This is a genomic window from uncultured Jannaschia sp. (assembly GCF_947494055.1).
Lineage (GTDB): Bacteria > Pseudomonadota > Alphaproteobacteria > Rhodobacterales > Rhodobacteraceae > Jannaschia.
Genome location: NZ_CANLTR010000004.1, coordinates 104,762 through 119,898, shown reverse-complemented (window position 1 = coordinate 119,898; position 15,137 = coordinate 104,762). Strand labels below are relative to the sequence as shown.

Genomic DNA, 15,137 nt, shown 5'->3' with positions numbered 1-15,137 from the left:
TCACTCCTTGTCGGTGGCGGGGGTGGAGGTCTTGGCGGCGCCGACCTCGACGGCACTGCCGCGCTCGATGAGCTGCGTCGCGATCTCCTTCGTGGGCGAGTATTCCTCGCCCTTGAGGTAGAAGATGCTGTGGGACGAGGTAGGTGTCAGCCGATCGTCCTTCGTCATCCTGATCTTCATGAGGTTCTCCATGTTTCGGTTCCTGACGATCGCGATCGTGCTTGCGGGCACGGCCGCGGAGGCGACGCCGACAGCGCGATGCAACGCTATCCGAGAGATGACGGAGGCTCTGGTCCGTCAGAGCGCTGACCTGTCGATGACCATTGCCCTTCTGATGCTCGAACCTGCGTTTGCAGAATCCGAGGAGCGTAAGCCGACTGACTATTCAGCAGTGATGGACGGTCTTGGGACAATTCTAGGGAACAGCAACGAAGCCGCCGAAGCCGGCTTCGCTGCGATCGACGAGTTCTGCACCATCAAACGGCCTTGATCGCTTTGTTCATAGCCCGGGTGATCGCGGCGCGCGCCTTCGACCGCATCGCCCGCCAGACCGGGTAGAAGAACGGGTTCGCCGGCATCTTCGCCGTCCCGAACTCCTGGAAGCGGGCGTTGTCGGTGTCGAAGAAACCGCTGCGCCCGACATCCCGGCTCCGCGTGCCGGACGATCGGGATTGCCGCCGCGCCGTCTCCGCGGTGCCGCCGGCGTAGAACGTCATCGTCATCCGTGACCCGCCCGCGTCATTGCTGATCCGACCGATCGTCATCGCGCCGCCCGGCGGCCGGCCCCACGTCCACCCGATCGAGTTCGCCAGCGCGAGGCTGTCCTTCGGCGCGGCGGCTCGCATGGCAGCCACGATCTTGTCGGCCTGCCGCCCCATCTCGTCGCGGACCGCGATGCGGACCTTGACCGGAATGGCCGCGAAGCGCCGCTGCACCTGCGCAAGCCCCTCCATCATGTCAGGCTTCCTCGATCTCCGCCTCGAGCGACACGATGCCGTGCCAGGTCGATCCGTCCGGGTCTTCCATGATCCGCGTCGACGTCACCTGCATGCGGACCAGCGCATGCGTCCGGAGGTCCGACGCGGCCTCGTGCAGCGCGTCCTTCACGGCGTCGACGAGCGCTGCACAGGGCCGCCTTTGCCCCTTCGATCGGGTCCAGCAGTCGATCTGCAGCGTCTCGACGCGCCCGTCGATGCAGTCGTAATCGTCCGGAACATGGCCGCCGGGCCCGTAGCTGATGGCCGGGAAGGCGCCGTCGACCGGCCGTCCGTCGTGCACCCGGCCATCCACGACGGCCTGCACGCTCGCGTCGCCCATCAACAGCGCATGCACCGCGAATTGCAGATCCTCGGACGGCGACGCCATCAGATCGCGACCCCGCTCTCGGCGACGATCCAGACGAAGGCCCGGTCGCTGATCGGGTCGACCTCGCGCACGTTGTAGGCGACGCCGCGGAGGACGTCGCGCATGCGGTGCGCCGGCGTCAGCGCACGCGTCAGGGGGTTCGACCGCAGGCGCACCTTGAACGACGCCGTCCCGGTCTGGGCGCCGGACTGTTCCGCCTCGCGGCCCCGCTCGTACCGAAACTCCGCCGAGAGCGACGGCGTGACGGGCGTCCATTCGATCTCCGCCCCGCCGTACTCGTCCTTCGTCCGGACCTCGACGTCGAAGGCGACCAGATCGACGAACCCGGCCATCAGATCGACCGCCACCGGAATGGTGCAATCATGCCTTCGGCCATGGCGGGCGGCGCCTGCAGCGCCTCCGCGTTGCCGAGCATCAGCTGGTTGAACCAGTGCGCCACCATAAGGCGGCAAGCCGTGCGCAGCACCTCGGGCACCTGCGCCGCCACGCCGTAGCCGAACTTGATGTCGATCGAGAACGGGTACGCCACCCGTTCCACGCCGAGGCTCGCGCCGACATAGGTCAGCACTGCGCCCGCGGCCTCTTCCTCGATCCGGAACAGCTCCGGCACGATTGTCTGCCCCGCGCCGTTCGGGTCGCGATACGTCGCCGCCACGATGCTCTGCGCGTCCGGCATGACGAGCGCGATGCGGCCCGCGAGGCTCGAGAAGCCGTACCGCCAAGTCTGCGTCACCATGCACCGGCCAAGGATGCCGCTGTAGCCGTCCAGATGCGACGCGGCCGCCCGGACGAGGTTGCCGATCAGCTCGTCCTGATGATCGAGCTCGACGTTGCAGGCCGCCTTGGCGTCGGCGAGCGTCAGGATCGGCGCGACCGGCTCACCGACGCGGACCGGGCGCAGCATCCTGCGCCCGGGGGCTGAAGGGTACAGCACCGCCACGCCGATCAGCCCTTGCCGTAGACCGACGGGTCGAGGCCCTTGCCGATGAAGTCCTCATCGGAAGGCCGGCGGTTCAGCGGGTCGTTCATGTCCCGCGCGTTCATCAGCGCGGTCGTGCCCGCACGCGGGTTCGCGTCGATCGCCGGATGATTCATCTCGACGCCCTCGACGATGGCCGGCTCGACGACGGCCCCGGACGCGCTGTCCGGCTCGCCGGCGGCGGCCGGGTCTGCGACCGCCTGCGGCGCCTCGGCGGCGGCCTTCCTCGCGGCGTCCTCGGCGGCGGCTGCCTCAGCAGAAGCCTTCATTTCGGCTTCCTTCTTCGCCGCTTCCTCGGCCGCGGCTGCCTCAGCAGAAGCCTTCTCTTCGGCTTCCTTCTTCGCCGCTTCCTCGGCCGCGGCTGCTTCAGCGGCGGCCTTCTCTTCGGCTTCCTTCTTCGTGGCCATGATGATGGTCCTCCGATGCTGGATGTGGAGACGTCCCGCCCCTCACGGGCGGGACGCGGGTTCACGCGTATCCGTCCGACGTCAGGCGGCCGCCATCTTGAGGATGCGCATCACGGTCGGGTCGAGCACGCCACCACCGACCCGCTTCGTGGTGTAGAACATCACGTAGGGCTTGTTGGTGAACGGGTCGCGCAGCACGCGGACGCCGGTCCGGTCGATCACCAGGTAGCCCCGGCGGAAATCGCCGAATGCGATCGGCAGGGCGCCAGCCGCGAAGTCGGGCATGCCGGGCATGTCGGTGATCGGGTAGTTCAGCAGGGTCGCCGGCTCGCCGGCCTGGCTCGAGGGCTGCCACAGCTGGCGGCCGGTCGAGTCCCGGAGCTTGCGGATCGTCCCCGTCGTCGAGCGGTTCATCACGAAGCGCGCGTTCGCCGTGTAAACCGCCTCAAGGCTGTAGATGAGGTCGAGCAGCTCGTCCTCGGTCACGGTGTTGACGGCGGCGGCGTCCTTCACAGGGATCGCGCCCTTCGGATGCACGGCCGCGGCGGCCTCGCCCTGCGCGTAGGTCAGGAAGCCGCGCGGCTTGTTGACCCCGTTCCCCGCGATGAATGCCAGCCCTTCCTGCAGGCTGAACTCGGTCTCGACCTCGGTGGCGAGCCACGCTTCGAGGTCGATCGCCGCGTCGTCGAGGATCGTCTGCGTCGCCGCCGGGTTCGCGTAGAGCTCGCCCGTGGTGAACTCGAGCGGGGCAAGCTGGCCGGTCGCGGTCTGCGGCCGCGCGGCCGTCTCGCCGACCCAGCCGGACGCCGTGCCGCCGAGGTGGACGAGCTTGCGGAAGCCGGCCCCGGAGATCGTCTGCTGCCCCGCGATCTGCCGCATGGGCGAGACCTCGACGAGGCGGTCGATGATCGTCCGATCCCACTCGACCGGCGCAAGGTAGCCGCCTTCGGCATCCGCACCGCGGTTCAGCGCGGCCTGGACGTCACCCTTCTTGAAGTGCGCGCGGAACGCGTCGGTGTACTCCGCGTCCCTCACGCCGCCGCCGGTGCCGCCCAGAGAGGCCGCGGCAAGCTGCGCGTTCGCCTGGTCGAGCGCCGCCTGCATCTCGCCGACGGAGGCATTCAACCGATCGAACTTCTCGGTCGTGACGACGTCGTCGAACTTCGCCTTGACCTCGCGATCCTTCTCCTGCGCCGTCGCCTTGAACTGGTCCCAGTCCTGCTGAAGCCCCGCGAGGATCGTCTTCACGTCGCCGCCCGCATCCGCGCGCACGGCAACGATGCCCCGCATCGTGGCGGGCATCATGTGTTTGGCCATCGGTATCTCCTAAGACCTGAGGGTTGCCGAAAGCTGCCTGAGGGCAGCCACGATGCCAGCGTCCTGCGTGGCGTCAGGGGCAGCGCCTGGCGTGCCCCCCTTCAGCGCCGCAATGAGGCTACGGCGCTCATTGCGGGGCATTCCCGTGCGCATCAGCGCGTTCTCCGTCCGGCGCTCGGCCTTGGCCGGCCCCTTCGGCTCCGTCGGCACGGCCGCGTCCCCGGGCAAGAAGGCGTCGGCCAGGCCTGCCGTGACGGCGTCTTCGCCATTGAACCATGTCTCGGCATCCATCCAGGCGGCGGCTTCGCCGCGCTCGACGCCGGCACGATCCGCGTAGAGCGCGGCCATCGCGTCGTCGAAGGGCTCCATCGTCTCCGCCGCCTCGATCAGGTCGTGCCGGTTTCCGACCGCCACCACCCAGGCATTGTGGATCATCACGAAGCCGGCCTTGCCGATCAGGACCTCGTCGCCCGCCATCGCGATGACGGAGGCGGCCGAGGCCGCGAGCCCGAGGATGTTGACCGTGACCTTGCCCTTGTGCTGGCGCAGCATGTTGTAGATCGCCACGCCCTCGAAGAAGTCGCCCCCGGGCGAGTTCAGGTTCACCACGACGTCGCGCTCGCCGATGTTGCGCAGCGCGGCCGAGATGCGCTTCGAGGTCACGCCCTCGCCGGTCCAGAAGTCCTGGCCGATCACGTCGAGGATCGAGATCGTCGCGTCGCTGGCGTCGGCTTTCGGCGCGAGCGCCTCGAACCGGTCGATCGCGCCGTCGTCGAGATGGAAGGCGCACACGTCCGGCAGCTTCCGCGCCTTCAATTCAGGTAGGGCTCGCAGGCTCATCGCCGTCTCCTCTTGGTCTCGCGGACATCGCCGGCGGCAGGTCGTCCCGCGGCGGCAGGTCCATCCATTCCCGCGGCTCGCTCGGATGCAGCCAGGGCGCGTGGCCGCCGGCGCCGAGCCCCTTGGCGAAGAAGTCCGCCTGATCCTTCATCGACCCGCGCAGGAGCGCGCCGGCGTTGAACTTCGCCTCGTAGAGGTCGACCTCGTCCTCGCGCAGGAGGTCGCGCTCGATCGCCTGCTGCCAGGCCTCGAACCACGGGTTCAGCCCGTAGCGAACGAAGAACTGGCCGAGCGCGTCGATGCCGGAGCCCCAGGAGGTGTCGTCGACATTCAGGAGCGGCCGGGGAACACCGAACGGCCGGCTGATCTCCTCGACCTGAAGCTGCCGCTGCTCGACCGTCTGGCTGTCGCGACCGGTCCCGCCGCCCGAGACGAGCTCCATCCCCTCCTCGAGGATCTTCCAGCTATGCGCGTTCTCCGCGCCCTGCCCTTCGGCCATGCTGGCCTTCAACCGATCGTAGGCCTCGGGGCTGAGGTTCTTCGGGTGCTTCAGCGCGCCCCCGACGATCATCCCGTTCCGGAACAGCCGGGCCGCCGCGCGTTCCGTCTGCAGCGCCAGCCCGATCGCCTCGGCCGCTTGCTTTACCAGCGACAGGCCGGTGATCCCATCCTCCGACATGCCGTACCGGACGTGGAAGATATCCTCCTGCCGATAAATCCGCGTGCCGCCCGCCGGGCGCTGATACTCGAACTCCAGCGTCCAGTCCGGCCGCTGACGGACCCGAATGCGGTCGTTCGGCAGCGGCACGAGCTGCAGGAGCTTCGATCCGCTTCGCACCTGCAGCGCATAGGCATCGCCGTGCGACAGGGCCCGCTGCTGCATAAGCGACCGGAACTCGAACGCCGTTTGCCAGGCATTCGGACGCCGGTGCAGGATCCTGTAGAGCGGGTGCGTCGTCGCCTTCTCTCGCGACGCCTTCTCGGTCAGGAACAGCGGCAGCATTCCCATCGAGAACGCGATGAGCGAGACGCACCGCAAGACCGTCGTGTTGCGCATCGCCAGTTCCGGCGTGACCGTGACCCCGGACTCCGTCGTGCCGGACCCGCCTGTCCGCAGGAATTCGAGCAGCATCGGATCGTCGAACGAGGCGAAGGACGCGACCTCACCGCCGAGTGCGGCGACGCTCGTGCCCCTCCGGGCGTTTCCTCCGCTGCGGGAGACGGCCGGCGGCTGCGACCAGCCCCGGAACGTGCTCTGATGACCCATGAGGCCCCCTTATACCGTGAGGAGGCCGCGCTCCTCGTATACGGACGGCCCCCCGGCAGCTTCGGGGTTCATGTCCATCAGGATCGCCGCGTTGAACATGGCGATCAGCAGATCGATCTTCGCGACGCCGGCCCGGGCCTTGGTGATCAGCACGTTGTTGCCCCGCGCCTCCGCTTTCGCGTTGCCGAGGCACCAGGTCATGATCGGCTGGCCGCCATGCTCGAGCGTTCCGTTCAGGAGCCGCCGTTCCAGGCCCTTGATCGCGCCGTTCAGCTTGAAGCCCTGCCCGACGGCGCCGAACTTCTCGAGGGGCATGCCGCGAAGCTCGAGCGCGTCGAGCAACGCCGCCACCCCGTAGGCGTCGAGGCCGACCGCGTTCCCCTCGGGCAGGAGCGCGGCCGCCTCGAGCGCCATGCAGATGTCGACCATCTGCTCGACATGCACATCGATGTCGGCATCGATCACCAGGTCACCAGCCGCTTCGAGGTCGAGCAGCTTCGGCGCGATCTCCTGCCGCTTTTTCAGAACGCCCGGATGCACCCAGGCCTTCGCCCAGACGAGGCGGTGGCGGGTCTCCCGGCACCGCCCCATGACGCAGAGCGAGGACAGGTCGTCTGCGCCGCCCAAGTCGCCACCGACGACGCAGACCTCGGACCGCGCCATCAGCTCCGCGAGACCCAGCCCGTCGGACGTCTGCGCCGCCCAGTAATCCGCCGCCACCCAGCGTTCGCTGTGCAGGCCGAGGCCGATCTCGACGTTCAGGTGCTGCGACGCGAAGAGCGCGAGCTTGTCGGCCCCGTCGATCTCCGCCTTCGTCATCTCGTCGCGGAGGTAATCGAGGCTGACCGAGCGCTCGAGGTTCGGGTTGACGATCCCCCAGGTCGCGGGGTCGCGCCAGGCCTCGCTCTTCTGCTTCTCCCGCGGCATCTCGTAGATCACCGCGAGGATCGGCAGGTCGAGCTTGCCGTCCCGCACCGCCCGGGCCCTCTGCAGCCGGCGCTTGAATTCCCCGTGCGGCTCGATCTTCGACTGCGTCGTGATTTCGAGGAAGAACCCCTCGGGCCGCGACGCCAGGCCGCCCGTCAGCTCCACGTAGAGATCGGCGGCCTTCGTCTTGTGGCCGAGCACATGCGCCTCGTCGACAAGGATGTAGGCCGCCTTCGAACCGGTCACGACGTCGCCGTCCGCCGACAGGATACGGATCATCGCGCCGGTCGTGCGGTGCAGGATCACCTTCAGGTGGCTTCGGACGTGGAAGATCGCCGTCAGGCCGGGGTCGAGCTTGATCATGCCCTCCATCTGGCGAAAGCTGATCCCGGCAATCGTATGCGTCTCGGCGATCAGGATCAGCTCGACCTCGGGCCGCTCGTTCAGGATGGCCGCCACCAGGATGATGGCCGCCGCGATCGCGCTCTTCCCGTTCTTCTTCGGGATCATCAGGAAGAATTCCCTGATCATCCGCCGCTTCGTCTCCGGATCGTAGGATCCGAAGATTGCCCGGACGAAGTCGAACACCCAGTTCTCGCAGACCTCGCCGTAGGTCGGGGTGCCCACGAGGTCCGGGACGCGGAGCCGCTTGAAGATGCGGAGCGCCTTGTCGGCGACCGGATCGAAAAGCGGCAGGTCCGGGATCAGCGAGCGTCCCTCGACGATCCGCTCTTCCCAGTCCGGACAGGCCGTCGCCCAGTCCCGCGGGACGAAGCTCATGTCAGTGCCAGTTCCCCGGCATCAGGTCAGGATCCTCGACCGCGTGCTCCGCGTTCTGCCGGTCCTGTTCCTTCTTCCCGAGCTTGGGCGGCGGCGTCGGATCGACATCGGCGCGAAAGCCCGCATCCGCGAGGTGCTCGTCGCGGCGCTTCATCAGGTTGCCGAGCTCCTTCATCGCGCCGACGTTGCCGGACGCGGCCTGCACCGCCAGCGTCTCCGCGCGCCAAAGCTCGAACCGCGTGCGCTGCATCTCGCGGCGCTTCAGCTCGGAAAAATAATACCGGCGCAACGTGGGCAGGCTGATCCCCAGTCCGGCCGCGATCTCCACGTTCGTGTAGCCCATCGCCAGGCCCATGATCACCCTGTTCGCGTTCGATTGCGACCACCGGTGAGACGGCCGCCCACGACGCCCCGAGGGCAGTGTGGTGACGTCGCCGAACAGGTCCACCGTCAGATTTTCGTCCACCACGAAAAAAACCTCTCGCTAGGGGGGATGCGGGTCTGGGCTGAATCGCCCCGCCGGACTTTCGACCCCCCCCCCCGGGGGTCCGGCCGGTCACCGTCGCCCCGCCGCCTCACGCCGCTGCTTCTCGCTGTCGTGCCAAGCCTTCGTGACCGACTGCAGGTTGCCGAGGTCCCAGAACAGGTCCGGGTCCCACCGGTGCGGCTCGATATGGTCGACCGCCGGGCTGTTCGGCGCGGGATACCGACCGACCAGCATCACGCCCGTCTGCCGGCACTGCCAACCGTCCCGCGTCAGCGCCTCGATCCGCAACCGCTGCCACCGCGCCGTCGAGTACCAGTTCGGCCGGGCCGCGTTCCGCTCGCGCAGCCGCTCCGCCTCGCCTGACCTGCGGGCCAGCCGCGGCGTCGCCAGGGCCAGCCGCCCAGGAACCGCGCTCAGGCGACCCATGCGGACCGCGTCGAATGGAAAGATCGCAACGCTCCAATGCGTCGCACATGTGCTCCCAGTGATCGGGCCGGAAGCGGGCGGCGATTCTTGCGCAGTGCCGCACGGCAGGCCGAAGCCTCTCCCCCGTGCCGCTGCGGACCAGCACGGTGAGTCGCCAGTAACACGCGCTCCGACGATTCGTTAAGCGTCTTTCGCATCCTCCACCTCGTCGACCGGGAGGACCACGTTGATGCCGAGCGCGGTGCAGATGGCCTTCGAGCCGCGCACGGCTGTGACCTCGACGAGGTATCCAGCAAGCGGTCCATGCGCGAGCCGCACCATGTCGCCCGGCTTGCAGCGCATCCGTTCCGCCAGCGCGGCCGACAGCCCGTCGATCCGCCGCACCTGATCCTCGCGCAGCGCCACCGGCAACCCGCCCTGCGACAGCACCCCGCTCACGATCCGTCGGGAGCGCAGCGCCTCCCATTGCGGCGCCCGGGTGAACTTCGCGACGACCAGGCCTGGCACGGCCGGAAGTCGAAGCTCGTTCCGGACGCCCCGCCGGTAGCGAACCTTTGTCACGGACGGCGCGAACGCCATCAGCCCCTTGCGCTTCAGGAAGTCGACGGCCGCGAAGTCCTTCCGGGGCGGCACGAGCAGCGCCAGCCAGACCGGCGGGATGTCCTCGCCCAGCGGCTCGTACCGCCGCTCCATCGGCACCACATCCCCGACACGAAGCGGACGATCCGGCACAGGCCGACGCCACGCCGCGGTCATGCCGTCACCCCCGACGACAGCGCCGCGATACGCCGGCACCGGTCGAGCGTTGCCGCCCTCCGCGCGCGCCACTCCGCCTCGGTCACCGTCAGGTCATCCCCGGCCGCCAGCCGCTCGTCGAGCCGCGTCATCTGCCGCACCGCATCGTCCGCCCGTTCCTTCAGCTTCACCACCACGAACGACCCCGGCCACCGCCGCGTCAGCTTCAGCTCCGCCAGCAGCTCGGGCGCCCACCCGCCGGACAGCGCGTCCCGGCCAAGCTCGTTGGCGAAGACGGCCCGGATCAGCGGCGAGGCATCGTCACCCGGCGGCTGGATCTGCGCGGCCCATTCCAGGACGCGGTTCGCGATCGGCAGGCGATCCTTGTCCTTCCCGCCCGGGTTCGCCGCGACAACCTCCTCGAGCGCGGCGAGGTTGCCTGCGCTCATGTAAGCGAGCTTGGCGCAGAGGCTGTCCACCATGTCGTCGAACTGCGCCTTCGTCAGGCTGGCCGGCCGCGCCAGCCCGCGCTGCAGAAGCGGCTCGATCAGCATCGTCCGCACCGCCTTCTCGCCCTCGGCCTGTCCCTTGCTGTCCATCGTCCATCCTCTCTGCCTGACCACTTATCCACAGACGCCGTCCGTCGATCTGTCCCGCCGTCCGTCTATCCGTATCTTTTCCCTGTCTATTTCCCTATCGAAGCGGACTGTCCGGGATGTGTCCGCGACTGTCCCCGGACTGTCCGGGACTGTCCGCAGGACACTTTCAGGACACTTCGGACGCCGTCAGCGGCGCCCGCCGACCTCGCTCATCCCCTTCCTGTGCTGGACCCAAGCGCGCACCCCGCGCTCCACCCAGGAGGCGGTGCGCTTGGTGCAGCCCTGATCGACTAGCCATTCGTCGATCCACCGGACCGCATGATCGTTCTCGCCGAGCGACTTCTCCATGCCCGTGAGCTGGATGCGCAGCCGCTGCAGGCGCTTGGCGCTGTTCGCCGCCTCCGTCCGGGCCCGGTTGTCCTCGCGCCGCGCGAACCCGTCCGTCAGCGTGTCGAGCACCACCCGGTGCATCAGCCGGACCTCGCCGTCGCAGTTGCAGGGCGCCCACCCGTGGAGCGGCCCGTAGGGCTGCGCGCACATTGCCTCGAACTCACCCCGCTCGCATCGGACGAGTTTGGCGAGCACGCCCATATCGACGGGCAGCGTGCCGATCGGCGACTGGTCGAAGGCGTGATTGATCAGCGCGAAGAACACGCCCTGGCAGGCCCAGCCCCCGCGCAGGTGCATCTCGCTGTTGAGCCAGCGGCGGCGCTGCCAGACCATGAAGAAGTGACTGTCCAGCCGGTCGCCATGCGCGAAGGGATAGTCCGGCAGCTCGTCGGTCTCGACGAGGGCCGGGCCCGGTGCCGCGGTCCGCAGGCTCATGCCGCCACCTCCATCGTGTAGGTCCGCCCGACCCGCGCCGCCCGCCAGGCGCGCAGTGCGCGGCCATGCACCGCCCGCGCGGTCCGCCCGCCGGTGCGCGACAGCACGACCGGCCCGGCGACGCGCACCCGCGCGTCGAACAGGAACCACGCCGCGTTATCCTTCCCCGGCGTGCCGTTCTCCATCCACGACACCCGGCCGACCGGCACGATGCAGGGGCAGATAGGCGCGAGCCCGTCGAAGTAGCCGTTCGCCGCGAGGTCCCACGGCAGGAGCATCCAGGTCGGACGCAGCGCCGACAGATGCCGCGCCAGCCCGACCACCGGCGCGCCCCCCTGCCCCGGCGCCGGCCAAGGCGGGTTCGTGATGATCATCTCGGCTCCCGTGGCGTCGACGTCCGCCGCCGTCGCGCGCATCGCGTCGAGCCGGTGGATGCCCTCGGCCCCGGGGGCGAGGTCCGTCGCCACCACGCAATCCGCCCGGCCCGCCAGATGCGCGATCAGCGCGCCGTCGCCCGCGCAGGGCTCCCAGTACGGCACCCCGCGCGGCAGATGCCGCAGGAGCGGCAGCGCGCCGGCCCGCGGCGTCGGGTAGAAGTCCCGCGCGCGGCGGGCGAACTGGCCGGCGCGCTTGCTCATGCCATCCCCCGCGCGTTCAGTTCCTTCGGCTCCGGCCGACGTGCGCGCAGGCGTTTGCCCTGTGCCATCGTCCGGGCGATGCCGCGCTCGATCCAGTCCGGGTCCAGCCCGGCCAGCTCGCAGACGAAGCGGAAGTCGCGCGAGCCGATCCAGTGCACGGCCTGCGAGATCGCGAGCGAGGATTGCTGCGAGGACGGCGTCGAGATCGCCAGCCGCACCTGCTCGTAGAGCACCGCGCACCACAGCCGCCGCATCGCGTGGACGCTGCCCGGACCGACACGCGGCCCGGTCGTGACGGGACGCAGCGCGGCGGCCGGCAGGCCCGGCTTGCGAGATGACGCGACGCTCATCGAGAAACCTCACCGCCGATAACCCTCACGATCGCCTGGATGACCTCGGGACCAAGATCGAGCGCGCCGGCCATCGCCACGACGTCGCCGCGATCCCGCTGCCAGTCCCACCGCGCGAGCAGCGCCGGCCGGTGCCACGCCACCCACATCAGCGCGTCGAGCCGGTCGCAGAGCTTCAGCAGCTGCCGCTCGCGCTCGCTGAGCGGCAGGATCGGGCAGACGCCCCAGAGCCGGAGCCGCTCGCGCCGCTCGATATCCTCGAGCTGCCGCGCGAAGCCCGGGTTCGCCGCCTTGAAGTCGCCCGGCACGTCGCCGACCAGCTGCTCGCCATCGTCATGCGCCAGCGCCGCCTTCAGGAGCGCGGCGGACGGTTCGGGCACCAGCGCGCAGATCAGCCGCGCGACCCGGCCGCCATGCCCGTCGGTGAAGTCGCACGTGTCGACCATCTCGGCATTCGCATGCCAGCGGCGCGTCCGCCCGGCGCGGAAGATCGCGTCTAGATCACGGGGGACCGTCATGCGCACACCCCCGGCGTGAATGGAAAGGGCCCCCGCGGGGCGAACCCGGCGGGGGCAAGTGCACCGCGCCCCAGAGCACGACCGGGCAGGTCGACAGGCACGGCATGGGGGCGGACGGCCGGGGCAACCGGACCGCCCGCGGACCCGGCGACCGACAGGGGGCGGTCGCCGAATACGGAATGGGTGGGGGCTTCCGACGCGGACGCCGCCCCCGAAGCGCACACGAAGGGCGGTCCCGCACCCCCCGCGTCGGAATGGATCGCCCCGGCGCGACGGGCCCACGCGCCGGAGCACCTCCGCACCCCAAGGGAGGAGAGGGATGCGAAGAAGCTGGGGGAACGCCGCACGGTCATGCCGGCACGCGAAGCTTGAAGCCCCGCCCCCAATCGGTCTCGATGATGTCCGCTGGCCCGCCGGCTGCGACGATCCGTTTGCGAAGCTTGTGCACGAACACGTCGAGGATCTTGGGCTCGGGCTCCTCGAGCCCGCCGTAGAGATGGTCGAGGATCGTGTCGCGCGTGACGGTCGCGCCGATCCGCAGCGCCAGCACCTCGAGCAGCGCGTATTCCTTGCCCGTCAGATGGACAGGCGCGCCCGCTACCTCGACGCGGTGCGCGTCCAGATCGATAGCCAGCGGCCCGGCCTCGACGACCCGGTGCGCATGCCCGCGCGACCGCCGCACGATGGCGTTGACCCGCGCCAGCAGCTCCGCCGGGTCGACGGGCCGGACAAGGTAATGGTCGGCCCCCTCCGCGAAGGCGCGCAGCTTGGCGACCGGTTCGTCGTTGACGGCGAGGACCAGCGCCGGCGTCTTGACCTTTGCTTGGCGCAACCGGCGCAGGACGGCGGCCGCGTCGGCGGCATCCGCGAGCGGCAGGTCGAGCAGGATCAGATCGTAGGAGAAGACGCGCGCCAGCTCGACGGCCTCGGTGGCAGTCGCGGCCGGGATGACGTTGTGACCGGCGGCGCTCAGGCGAAGCGCCGTCGCCCTCGTCCGGTCAGCGCAGCCTGCGACGACGAGCACCCGGGTCACCGCCGCGCCTCCAGCCGGACCCGCGCCGCCTTCAGCGCCTCGATCGCGTCGTCGATCTCCTTGACCGCGCCAGCCCGGTCGTCGGCCGAGCTCGACTGTTCCGCCGACAGGATCGCGCAGATGGCCTCGCCCGACTCCCGCGCGATGATCGACCCGTCGTTCAGCAGGCTGCCGGACGTCGGCACTGGCCGGTCCTCCAGCCGCCGCGCGAGCAGCTTCGTCACCGGGTAGCGCCCCGACGCGTCCTCGAGCGCGATCACGTCCGAGATCGTCCAGTCGAACTGGCCCGCGACCTTCTTCGAGATCGTGCCCCGCGACACGCCGCCCGTCCCGGCCGGCGCGCCCCACCGGGCGTTGATCGTCTCGGCCACGGCATCGTAGCAGCCGAACCAGTCCACGATGGACTTCACATGCGCGCGGGCGACGAGGCGGATGTCAGGCACGGTCGCCCTCCCCGATGGTGCCGCGCAGCGGAATGACGGTGGCCGGCGCGAGCATGTCGACCGGGTCGAGCGGCGGAATGCGGTCGAACCGGCAGACCCGCGCCCGGGCCCGCGCGTCGAGCGTGTCGCGCAGATCGCCGAGGTCGCGCCGCAGGAGGACGCCGAAGACGAAGGCGCCGAGGCCGAGGCCGATCGCGAAGCCGACGGTCAGCACGGCGAGGAGGGTCAGGACGCCCGTCATGCGGCGCCCGCCGGTTGACCGATGAATGTCGCCCCGGCACGGTCACGGCGACGGACGGGGATAGCAGCCCCGTCCGCGCCTACGTCACACCGGAAGGAGAACGAACCGATGGACGATAGAAAAGAGCTGATCGAAGCCCTTACCGGAGCGGTCAATCTGACCGGTAGGGCGAACACGATACTGTTGCTGCACCTAATCAGAGCTCTGGCAGAAAAGGGGATCATCGACCCTAAGCCCCTTCAGCTTCTGATGATGGGTCATGCCGAGTCTGCCCGGGATAAAGGCAAGGAGGCTGATGCGGATGGGTTTGATTTTTGGGTTGGTCAGCTTGGGAAGATCGAGCCTCCCGACAAATGACTTCGTCCAAGGCATCGACGAATGCCTGGCCCCTTGCGGCTTGAAGCCTATCAAGCTCGGCGATTGCCAGCTCGATGAAATCCGTGTCTGTAGCGACCTTCGTTGCCCTGATCTTCTCGATCTGGGCAGCAAGCTCCTGCGACCTTGCGTAATCGATAGCTGGAGTCGCGGTCGCTTCGGTTGCCCGTGCGGCCAGCGGCGCTGCGACCGCCCCGAGAAGAAGCGCGCGTCGGTTCATGTCGGGGTCCCTTCCCTTGCGTCTTCGGAAACGTCGATTCCTTGAGCGCCCCGCGGCGCGGAGTCACACCCGGGGCATGACGAAAGCATTTGAAGGCCGAACATCAGACGGCCTCCGCCTGCGCCGGCCCGCATTTCGGGTCCGGCGTGGGTTGGGGCTCGGGGGAAGCGGGGACAGCTTCGCGGTTGTCGAGAAATTGCTCGATACGTTCCGCATCATCCTCCAGCTTCTTCAGCCGAGATTGAATGCGCTCGTACAGACGGAAATTGCCTGTCGCATACCGGCAGACAGTCGCGGGTGTGACGCCGTTGTCTGCAGCGTATTTATCAACGCGACGGAGTAGGTCTTGTATCCGATCCATGACG

At 69.1% G+C, this 15,137-nt stretch carries 24 protein-coding genes; 2 read left to right on the top strand and 22 right to left on the bottom strand.

Annotated elements, in window-relative coordinates:
• Nucleotides 1-180, bottom strand: coding sequence for a hypothetical protein (locus Q1A87_RS05670; RefSeq protein WP_299648008.1), 180 nt, complete (start codon nucleotides 178-180; stop codon nucleotides 1-3).
• A gap of 10 nt (nucleotides 181-190) precedes the next feature.
• Here Q1A87_RS05670 and Q1A87_RS05665 point away from each other — a divergent pair, with 10 nt between their 5' ends.
• On the top strand, nucleotides 191-490 hold the full coding sequence (locus Q1A87_RS05665) for a hypothetical protein (RefSeq protein WP_299648005.1): 300 nt from the start codon (nucleotides 191-193) through the stop codon (nucleotides 488-490).
• Here Q1A87_RS05665 and Q1A87_RS05660 read toward each other — a convergent pair.
• The 20 genes from Q1A87_RS05660 to Q1A87_RS05565 all read right to left on the bottom strand — a co-directional run bounded on the left by Q1A87_RS05660 (nucleotide 477) and on the right by Q1A87_RS05565 (nucleotide 14,177).
• A complete protein-coding gene (locus Q1A87_RS05660; protein WP_299648002.1) occupies nucleotides 477-956 on the bottom strand; it encodes an HK97-gp10 family putative phage morphogenesis protein in 480 nt (159 codons plus the stop codon). The two genes, Q1A87_RS05665 and Q1A87_RS05660, sit on opposite strands and share 14 nt — an antisense overlap.
• A gap of 1 nt (nucleotide 957) precedes the next feature.
• Complete coding sequence (locus Q1A87_RS05655; RefSeq protein WP_299647999.1) at nucleotides 958-1,365, bottom strand: DUF3168 domain-containing protein; 408 nt, start codon at nucleotides 1,363-1,365, stop codon at nucleotides 958-960.
• Complete coding sequence (locus Q1A87_RS05650) at nucleotides 1,365-1,697, bottom strand: head-tail adaptor protein (protein ID WP_299647995.1); 333 nt, start codon at nucleotides 1,695-1,697, stop codon at nucleotides 1,365-1,367. The genes Q1A87_RS05655 and Q1A87_RS05650 overlap by 1 nt, the downstream gene beginning before the upstream one ends.
• Nucleotides 1,697-2,269: a hypothetical protein gene (locus tag Q1A87_RS05645; RefSeq protein WP_299647992.1), complete on the bottom strand. Its 573-nt coding sequence runs from the start codon at nucleotides 2,267-2,269 to the stop codon at nucleotides 1,697-1,699. The genes Q1A87_RS05650 and Q1A87_RS05645 overlap by 1 nt, the downstream gene beginning before the upstream one ends.
• A gap of 41 nt (nucleotides 2,270-2,310) precedes the next feature.
• Entirely contained in the window at nucleotides 2,311-2,751 is a 441-nt protein-coding gene (locus Q1A87_RS05640; RefSeq protein WP_299647988.1) for a hypothetical protein, read from the bottom strand.
• Between the two features lie 81 nt (nucleotides 2,752-2,832).
• Nucleotides 2,833-4,068: a phage major capsid protein gene (locus Q1A87_RS05635; protein ID WP_299647985.1), complete on the bottom strand. Its 1,236-nt coding sequence runs from the start codon at nucleotides 4,066-4,068 to the stop codon at nucleotides 2,833-2,835.
• A gap of 9 nt (nucleotides 4,069-4,077) precedes the next feature.
• Nucleotides 4,078-4,908, bottom strand: a complete 831-nt coding sequence (locus Q1A87_RS05630) for a head maturation protease, ClpP-related (RefSeq protein ID WP_299647982.1) — start codon at nucleotides 4,906-4,908, stop codon at nucleotides 4,078-4,080.
• Nucleotides 4,886-6,175 (bottom strand): phage portal protein, encoded by a 1,290-nt coding sequence (locus Q1A87_RS05625; RefSeq protein WP_299647979.1) that lies wholly within the window; start codon nucleotides 6,173-6,175, stop codon nucleotides 4,886-4,888. The genes Q1A87_RS05630 and Q1A87_RS05625 overlap by 23 nt, the downstream gene beginning before the upstream one ends.
• 9 nt (nucleotides 6,176-6,184) lie before the next feature.
• Complete coding sequence (locus Q1A87_RS05620) at nucleotides 6,185-7,882, bottom strand: terminase TerL endonuclease subunit (protein ID WP_299647977.1); 1,698 nt, start codon at nucleotides 7,880-7,882, stop codon at nucleotides 6,185-6,187.
• Between the two features lies 1 nt (nucleotide 7,883).
• The gene (locus Q1A87_RS05615) at nucleotides 7,884-8,351 is read right to left on the bottom strand and encodes a hypothetical protein (protein WP_299647973.1); all 468 of its coding nucleotides are present in this window, start codon (nucleotides 8,349-8,351) and stop codon (nucleotides 7,884-7,886) included.
• An 87-nt stretch (nucleotides 8,352-8,438) separates the two neighbouring features.
• On the bottom strand, nucleotides 8,439-8,795 hold the full coding sequence (locus Q1A87_RS05610; protein WP_299647970.1) for an HNH endonuclease: 357 nt from the start codon (nucleotides 8,793-8,795) through the stop codon (nucleotides 8,439-8,441).
• A 180-nt stretch (nucleotides 8,796-8,975) separates the two neighbouring features.
• Nucleotides 8,976-9,551 (bottom strand): transcription termination/antitermination NusG family protein, encoded by a 576-nt coding sequence (locus tag Q1A87_RS05605; RefSeq protein ID WP_299647967.1) that lies wholly within the window; start codon nucleotides 9,549-9,551, stop codon nucleotides 8,976-8,978.
• Nucleotides 9,548-10,129 (bottom strand): hypothetical protein, encoded by a 582-nt coding sequence (locus Q1A87_RS05600; RefSeq protein WP_299647964.1) that lies wholly within the window; start codon nucleotides 10,127-10,129, stop codon nucleotides 9,548-9,550. Before Q1A87_RS05600 ends, Q1A87_RS05605 begins: the two co-directional genes overlap by 4 nt.
• A gap of 186 nt (nucleotides 10,130-10,315) precedes the next feature.
• A complete protein-coding gene (locus tag Q1A87_RS05595; protein ID WP_299647961.1) occupies nucleotides 10,316-10,954 on the bottom strand; it encodes a hypothetical protein in 639 nt (212 codons plus the stop codon).
• Nucleotides 10,951-11,592, bottom strand: coding sequence for a hypothetical protein (locus Q1A87_RS05590; protein ID WP_299647958.1), 642 nt, complete (start codon nucleotides 11,590-11,592; stop codon nucleotides 10,951-10,953). Before Q1A87_RS05590 ends, Q1A87_RS05595 begins: the two co-directional genes overlap by 4 nt.
• Nucleotides 11,589-11,942, bottom strand: coding sequence for a hypothetical protein (locus tag Q1A87_RS05585; protein WP_299647955.1), 354 nt, complete (start codon nucleotides 11,940-11,942; stop codon nucleotides 11,589-11,591). The genes Q1A87_RS05590 and Q1A87_RS05585 overlap by 4 nt, the downstream gene beginning before the upstream one ends.
• Nucleotides 11,939-12,460 (bottom strand): hypothetical protein, encoded by a 522-nt coding sequence (locus tag Q1A87_RS05580; protein ID WP_299647952.1) that lies wholly within the window; start codon nucleotides 12,458-12,460, stop codon nucleotides 11,939-11,941. Before Q1A87_RS05580 ends, Q1A87_RS05585 begins: the two co-directional genes overlap by 4 nt.
• A gap of 349 nt (nucleotides 12,461-12,809) precedes the next feature.
• The gene (locus tag Q1A87_RS05575; protein WP_299647949.1) at nucleotides 12,810-13,493 is read right to left on the bottom strand and encodes a response regulator transcription factor; all 684 of its coding nucleotides are present in this window, start codon (nucleotides 13,491-13,493) and stop codon (nucleotides 12,810-12,812) included.
• Nucleotides 13,490-13,936, bottom strand: a complete 447-nt coding sequence (locus Q1A87_RS05570) for a hypothetical protein (protein WP_299647947.1) — start codon at nucleotides 13,934-13,936, stop codon at nucleotides 13,490-13,492. The genes Q1A87_RS05575 and Q1A87_RS05570 overlap by 4 nt, the downstream gene beginning before the upstream one ends.
• Nucleotides 13,929-14,177 (bottom strand): hypothetical protein, encoded by a 249-nt coding sequence (locus Q1A87_RS05565; RefSeq protein WP_299647944.1) that lies wholly within the window; start codon nucleotides 14,175-14,177, stop codon nucleotides 13,929-13,931. Before Q1A87_RS05565 ends, Q1A87_RS05570 begins: the two co-directional genes overlap by 8 nt.
• A 108-nt stretch (nucleotides 14,178-14,285) precedes the next feature.
• Between Q1A87_RS05565 and Q1A87_RS05560 the strand changes: the two genes are divergently transcribed.
• Nucleotides 14,286-14,534, top strand: a complete 249-nt coding sequence (locus Q1A87_RS05560; protein WP_299647942.1) for a hypothetical protein — start codon at nucleotides 14,286-14,288, stop codon at nucleotides 14,532-14,534.
• 341 nt (nucleotides 14,535-14,875) lie between these two features.
• Here the strand turns inward: Q1A87_RS05560 and Q1A87_RS05555 are convergent, their stop codons facing one another.
• Nucleotides 14,876-15,133: a hypothetical protein gene (locus Q1A87_RS05555; protein ID WP_299647939.1), complete on the bottom strand. Its 258-nt coding sequence runs from the start codon at nucleotides 15,131-15,133 to the stop codon at nucleotides 14,876-14,878.
• Nucleotides 15,134-15,137 lie beyond the last annotated feature (4 nt).

Excerpts from the sequence above, each read along its gene's own strand:
- Q1A87_RS05670 (WP_299648008.1), bottom strand. The coding sequence starts at position 180 with ATGAAGATCAGGATGACGAAGGACGATCGGCTGACACCTACCTCGTCC.
- Q1A87_RS05665 (WP_299648005.1), top strand. The coding sequence starts at position 191 with ATGTTTCGGTTCCTGACGATCGCGATCGTGCTTGCGGGCACGGCCGCG.
- Q1A87_RS05660 (WP_299648002.1), bottom strand. The coding sequence starts at position 956 with ATGATGGAGGGGCTTGCGCAGGTGCAGCGGCGCTTCGCGGCCATTCCG.
- Q1A87_RS05655 (WP_299647999.1), bottom strand. The coding sequence starts at position 1,365 with ATGGCGTCGCCGTCCGAGGATCTGCAATTCGCGGTGCATGCGCTGTTG.
- Q1A87_RS05650 (WP_299647995.1), bottom strand. The coding sequence starts at position 1,697 with ATGGCCGGGTTCGTCGATCTGGTCGCCTTCGACGTCGAGGTCCGGACG.
- Q1A87_RS05645 (WP_299647992.1), bottom strand. The coding sequence starts at position 2,269 with ATGCTGCGCCCGGTCCGCGTCGGTGAGCCGGTCGCGCCGATCCTGACG.
- Q1A87_RS05640 (WP_299647988.1), bottom strand. The coding sequence starts at position 2,751 with ATGGCCACGAAGAAGGAAGCCGAAGAGAAGGCCGCCGCTGAAGCAGCC.
- Q1A87_RS05635 (WP_299647985.1), bottom strand. The coding sequence starts at position 4,068 with ATGGCCAAACACATGATGCCCGCCACGATGCGGGGCATCGTTGCCGTG.
- Q1A87_RS05630 (WP_299647982.1), bottom strand. The coding sequence starts at position 4,908 with ATGAGCCTGCGAGCCCTACCTGAATTGAAGGCGCGGAAGCTGCCGGAC.
- Q1A87_RS05625 (WP_299647979.1), bottom strand. The coding sequence starts at position 6,175 with ATGGGTCATCAGAGCACGTTCCGGGGCTGGTCGCAGCCGCCGGCCGTC.
- Q1A87_RS05620 (WP_299647977.1), bottom strand. The coding sequence starts at position 7,882 with ATGAGCTTCGTCCCGCGGGACTGGGCGACGGCCTGTCCGGACTGGGAA.
- Q1A87_RS05610 (WP_299647970.1), bottom strand. The coding sequence starts at position 8,795 with ATGGGTCGCCTGAGCGCGGTTCCTGGGCGGCTGGCCCTGGCGACGCCG.
- Q1A87_RS05605 (WP_299647967.1), bottom strand. The coding sequence starts at position 9,551 with ATGACCGCGGCGTGGCGTCGGCCTGTGCCGGATCGTCCGCTTCGTGTC.
- Q1A87_RS05600 (WP_299647964.1), bottom strand. The coding sequence starts at position 10,129 with ATGGACAGCAAGGGACAGGCCGAGGGCGAGAAGGCGGTGCGGACGATG.
- Q1A87_RS05595 (WP_299647961.1), bottom strand. The coding sequence starts at position 10,954 with ATGAGCCTGCGGACCGCGGCACCGGGCCCGGCCCTCGTCGAGACCGAC.
- Q1A87_RS05590 (WP_299647958.1), bottom strand. The coding sequence starts at position 11,592 with ATGAGCAAGCGCGCCGGCCAGTTCGCCCGCCGCGCGCGGGACTTCTAC.
- Q1A87_RS05585 (WP_299647955.1), bottom strand. The coding sequence starts at position 11,942 with ATGAGCGTCGCGTCATCTCGCAAGCCGGGCCTGCCGGCCGCCGCGCTG.
- Q1A87_RS05580 (WP_299647952.1), bottom strand. The coding sequence starts at position 12,460 with ATGACGGTCCCCCGTGATCTAGACGCGATCTTCCGCGCCGGGCGGACG.
- Q1A87_RS05565 (WP_299647944.1), bottom strand. The coding sequence starts at position 14,177 with ATGACGGGCGTCCTGACCCTCCTCGCCGTGCTGACCGTCGGCTTCGCG.
- Q1A87_RS05560 (WP_299647942.1), top strand. The coding sequence starts at position 14,286 with ATGGACGATAGAAAAGAGCTGATCGAAGCCCTTACCGGAGCGGTCAAT.
- Q1A87_RS05555 (WP_299647939.1), bottom strand. The coding sequence starts at position 15,133 with ATGGATCGGATACAAGACCTACTCCGTCGCGTTGATAAATACGCTGCA.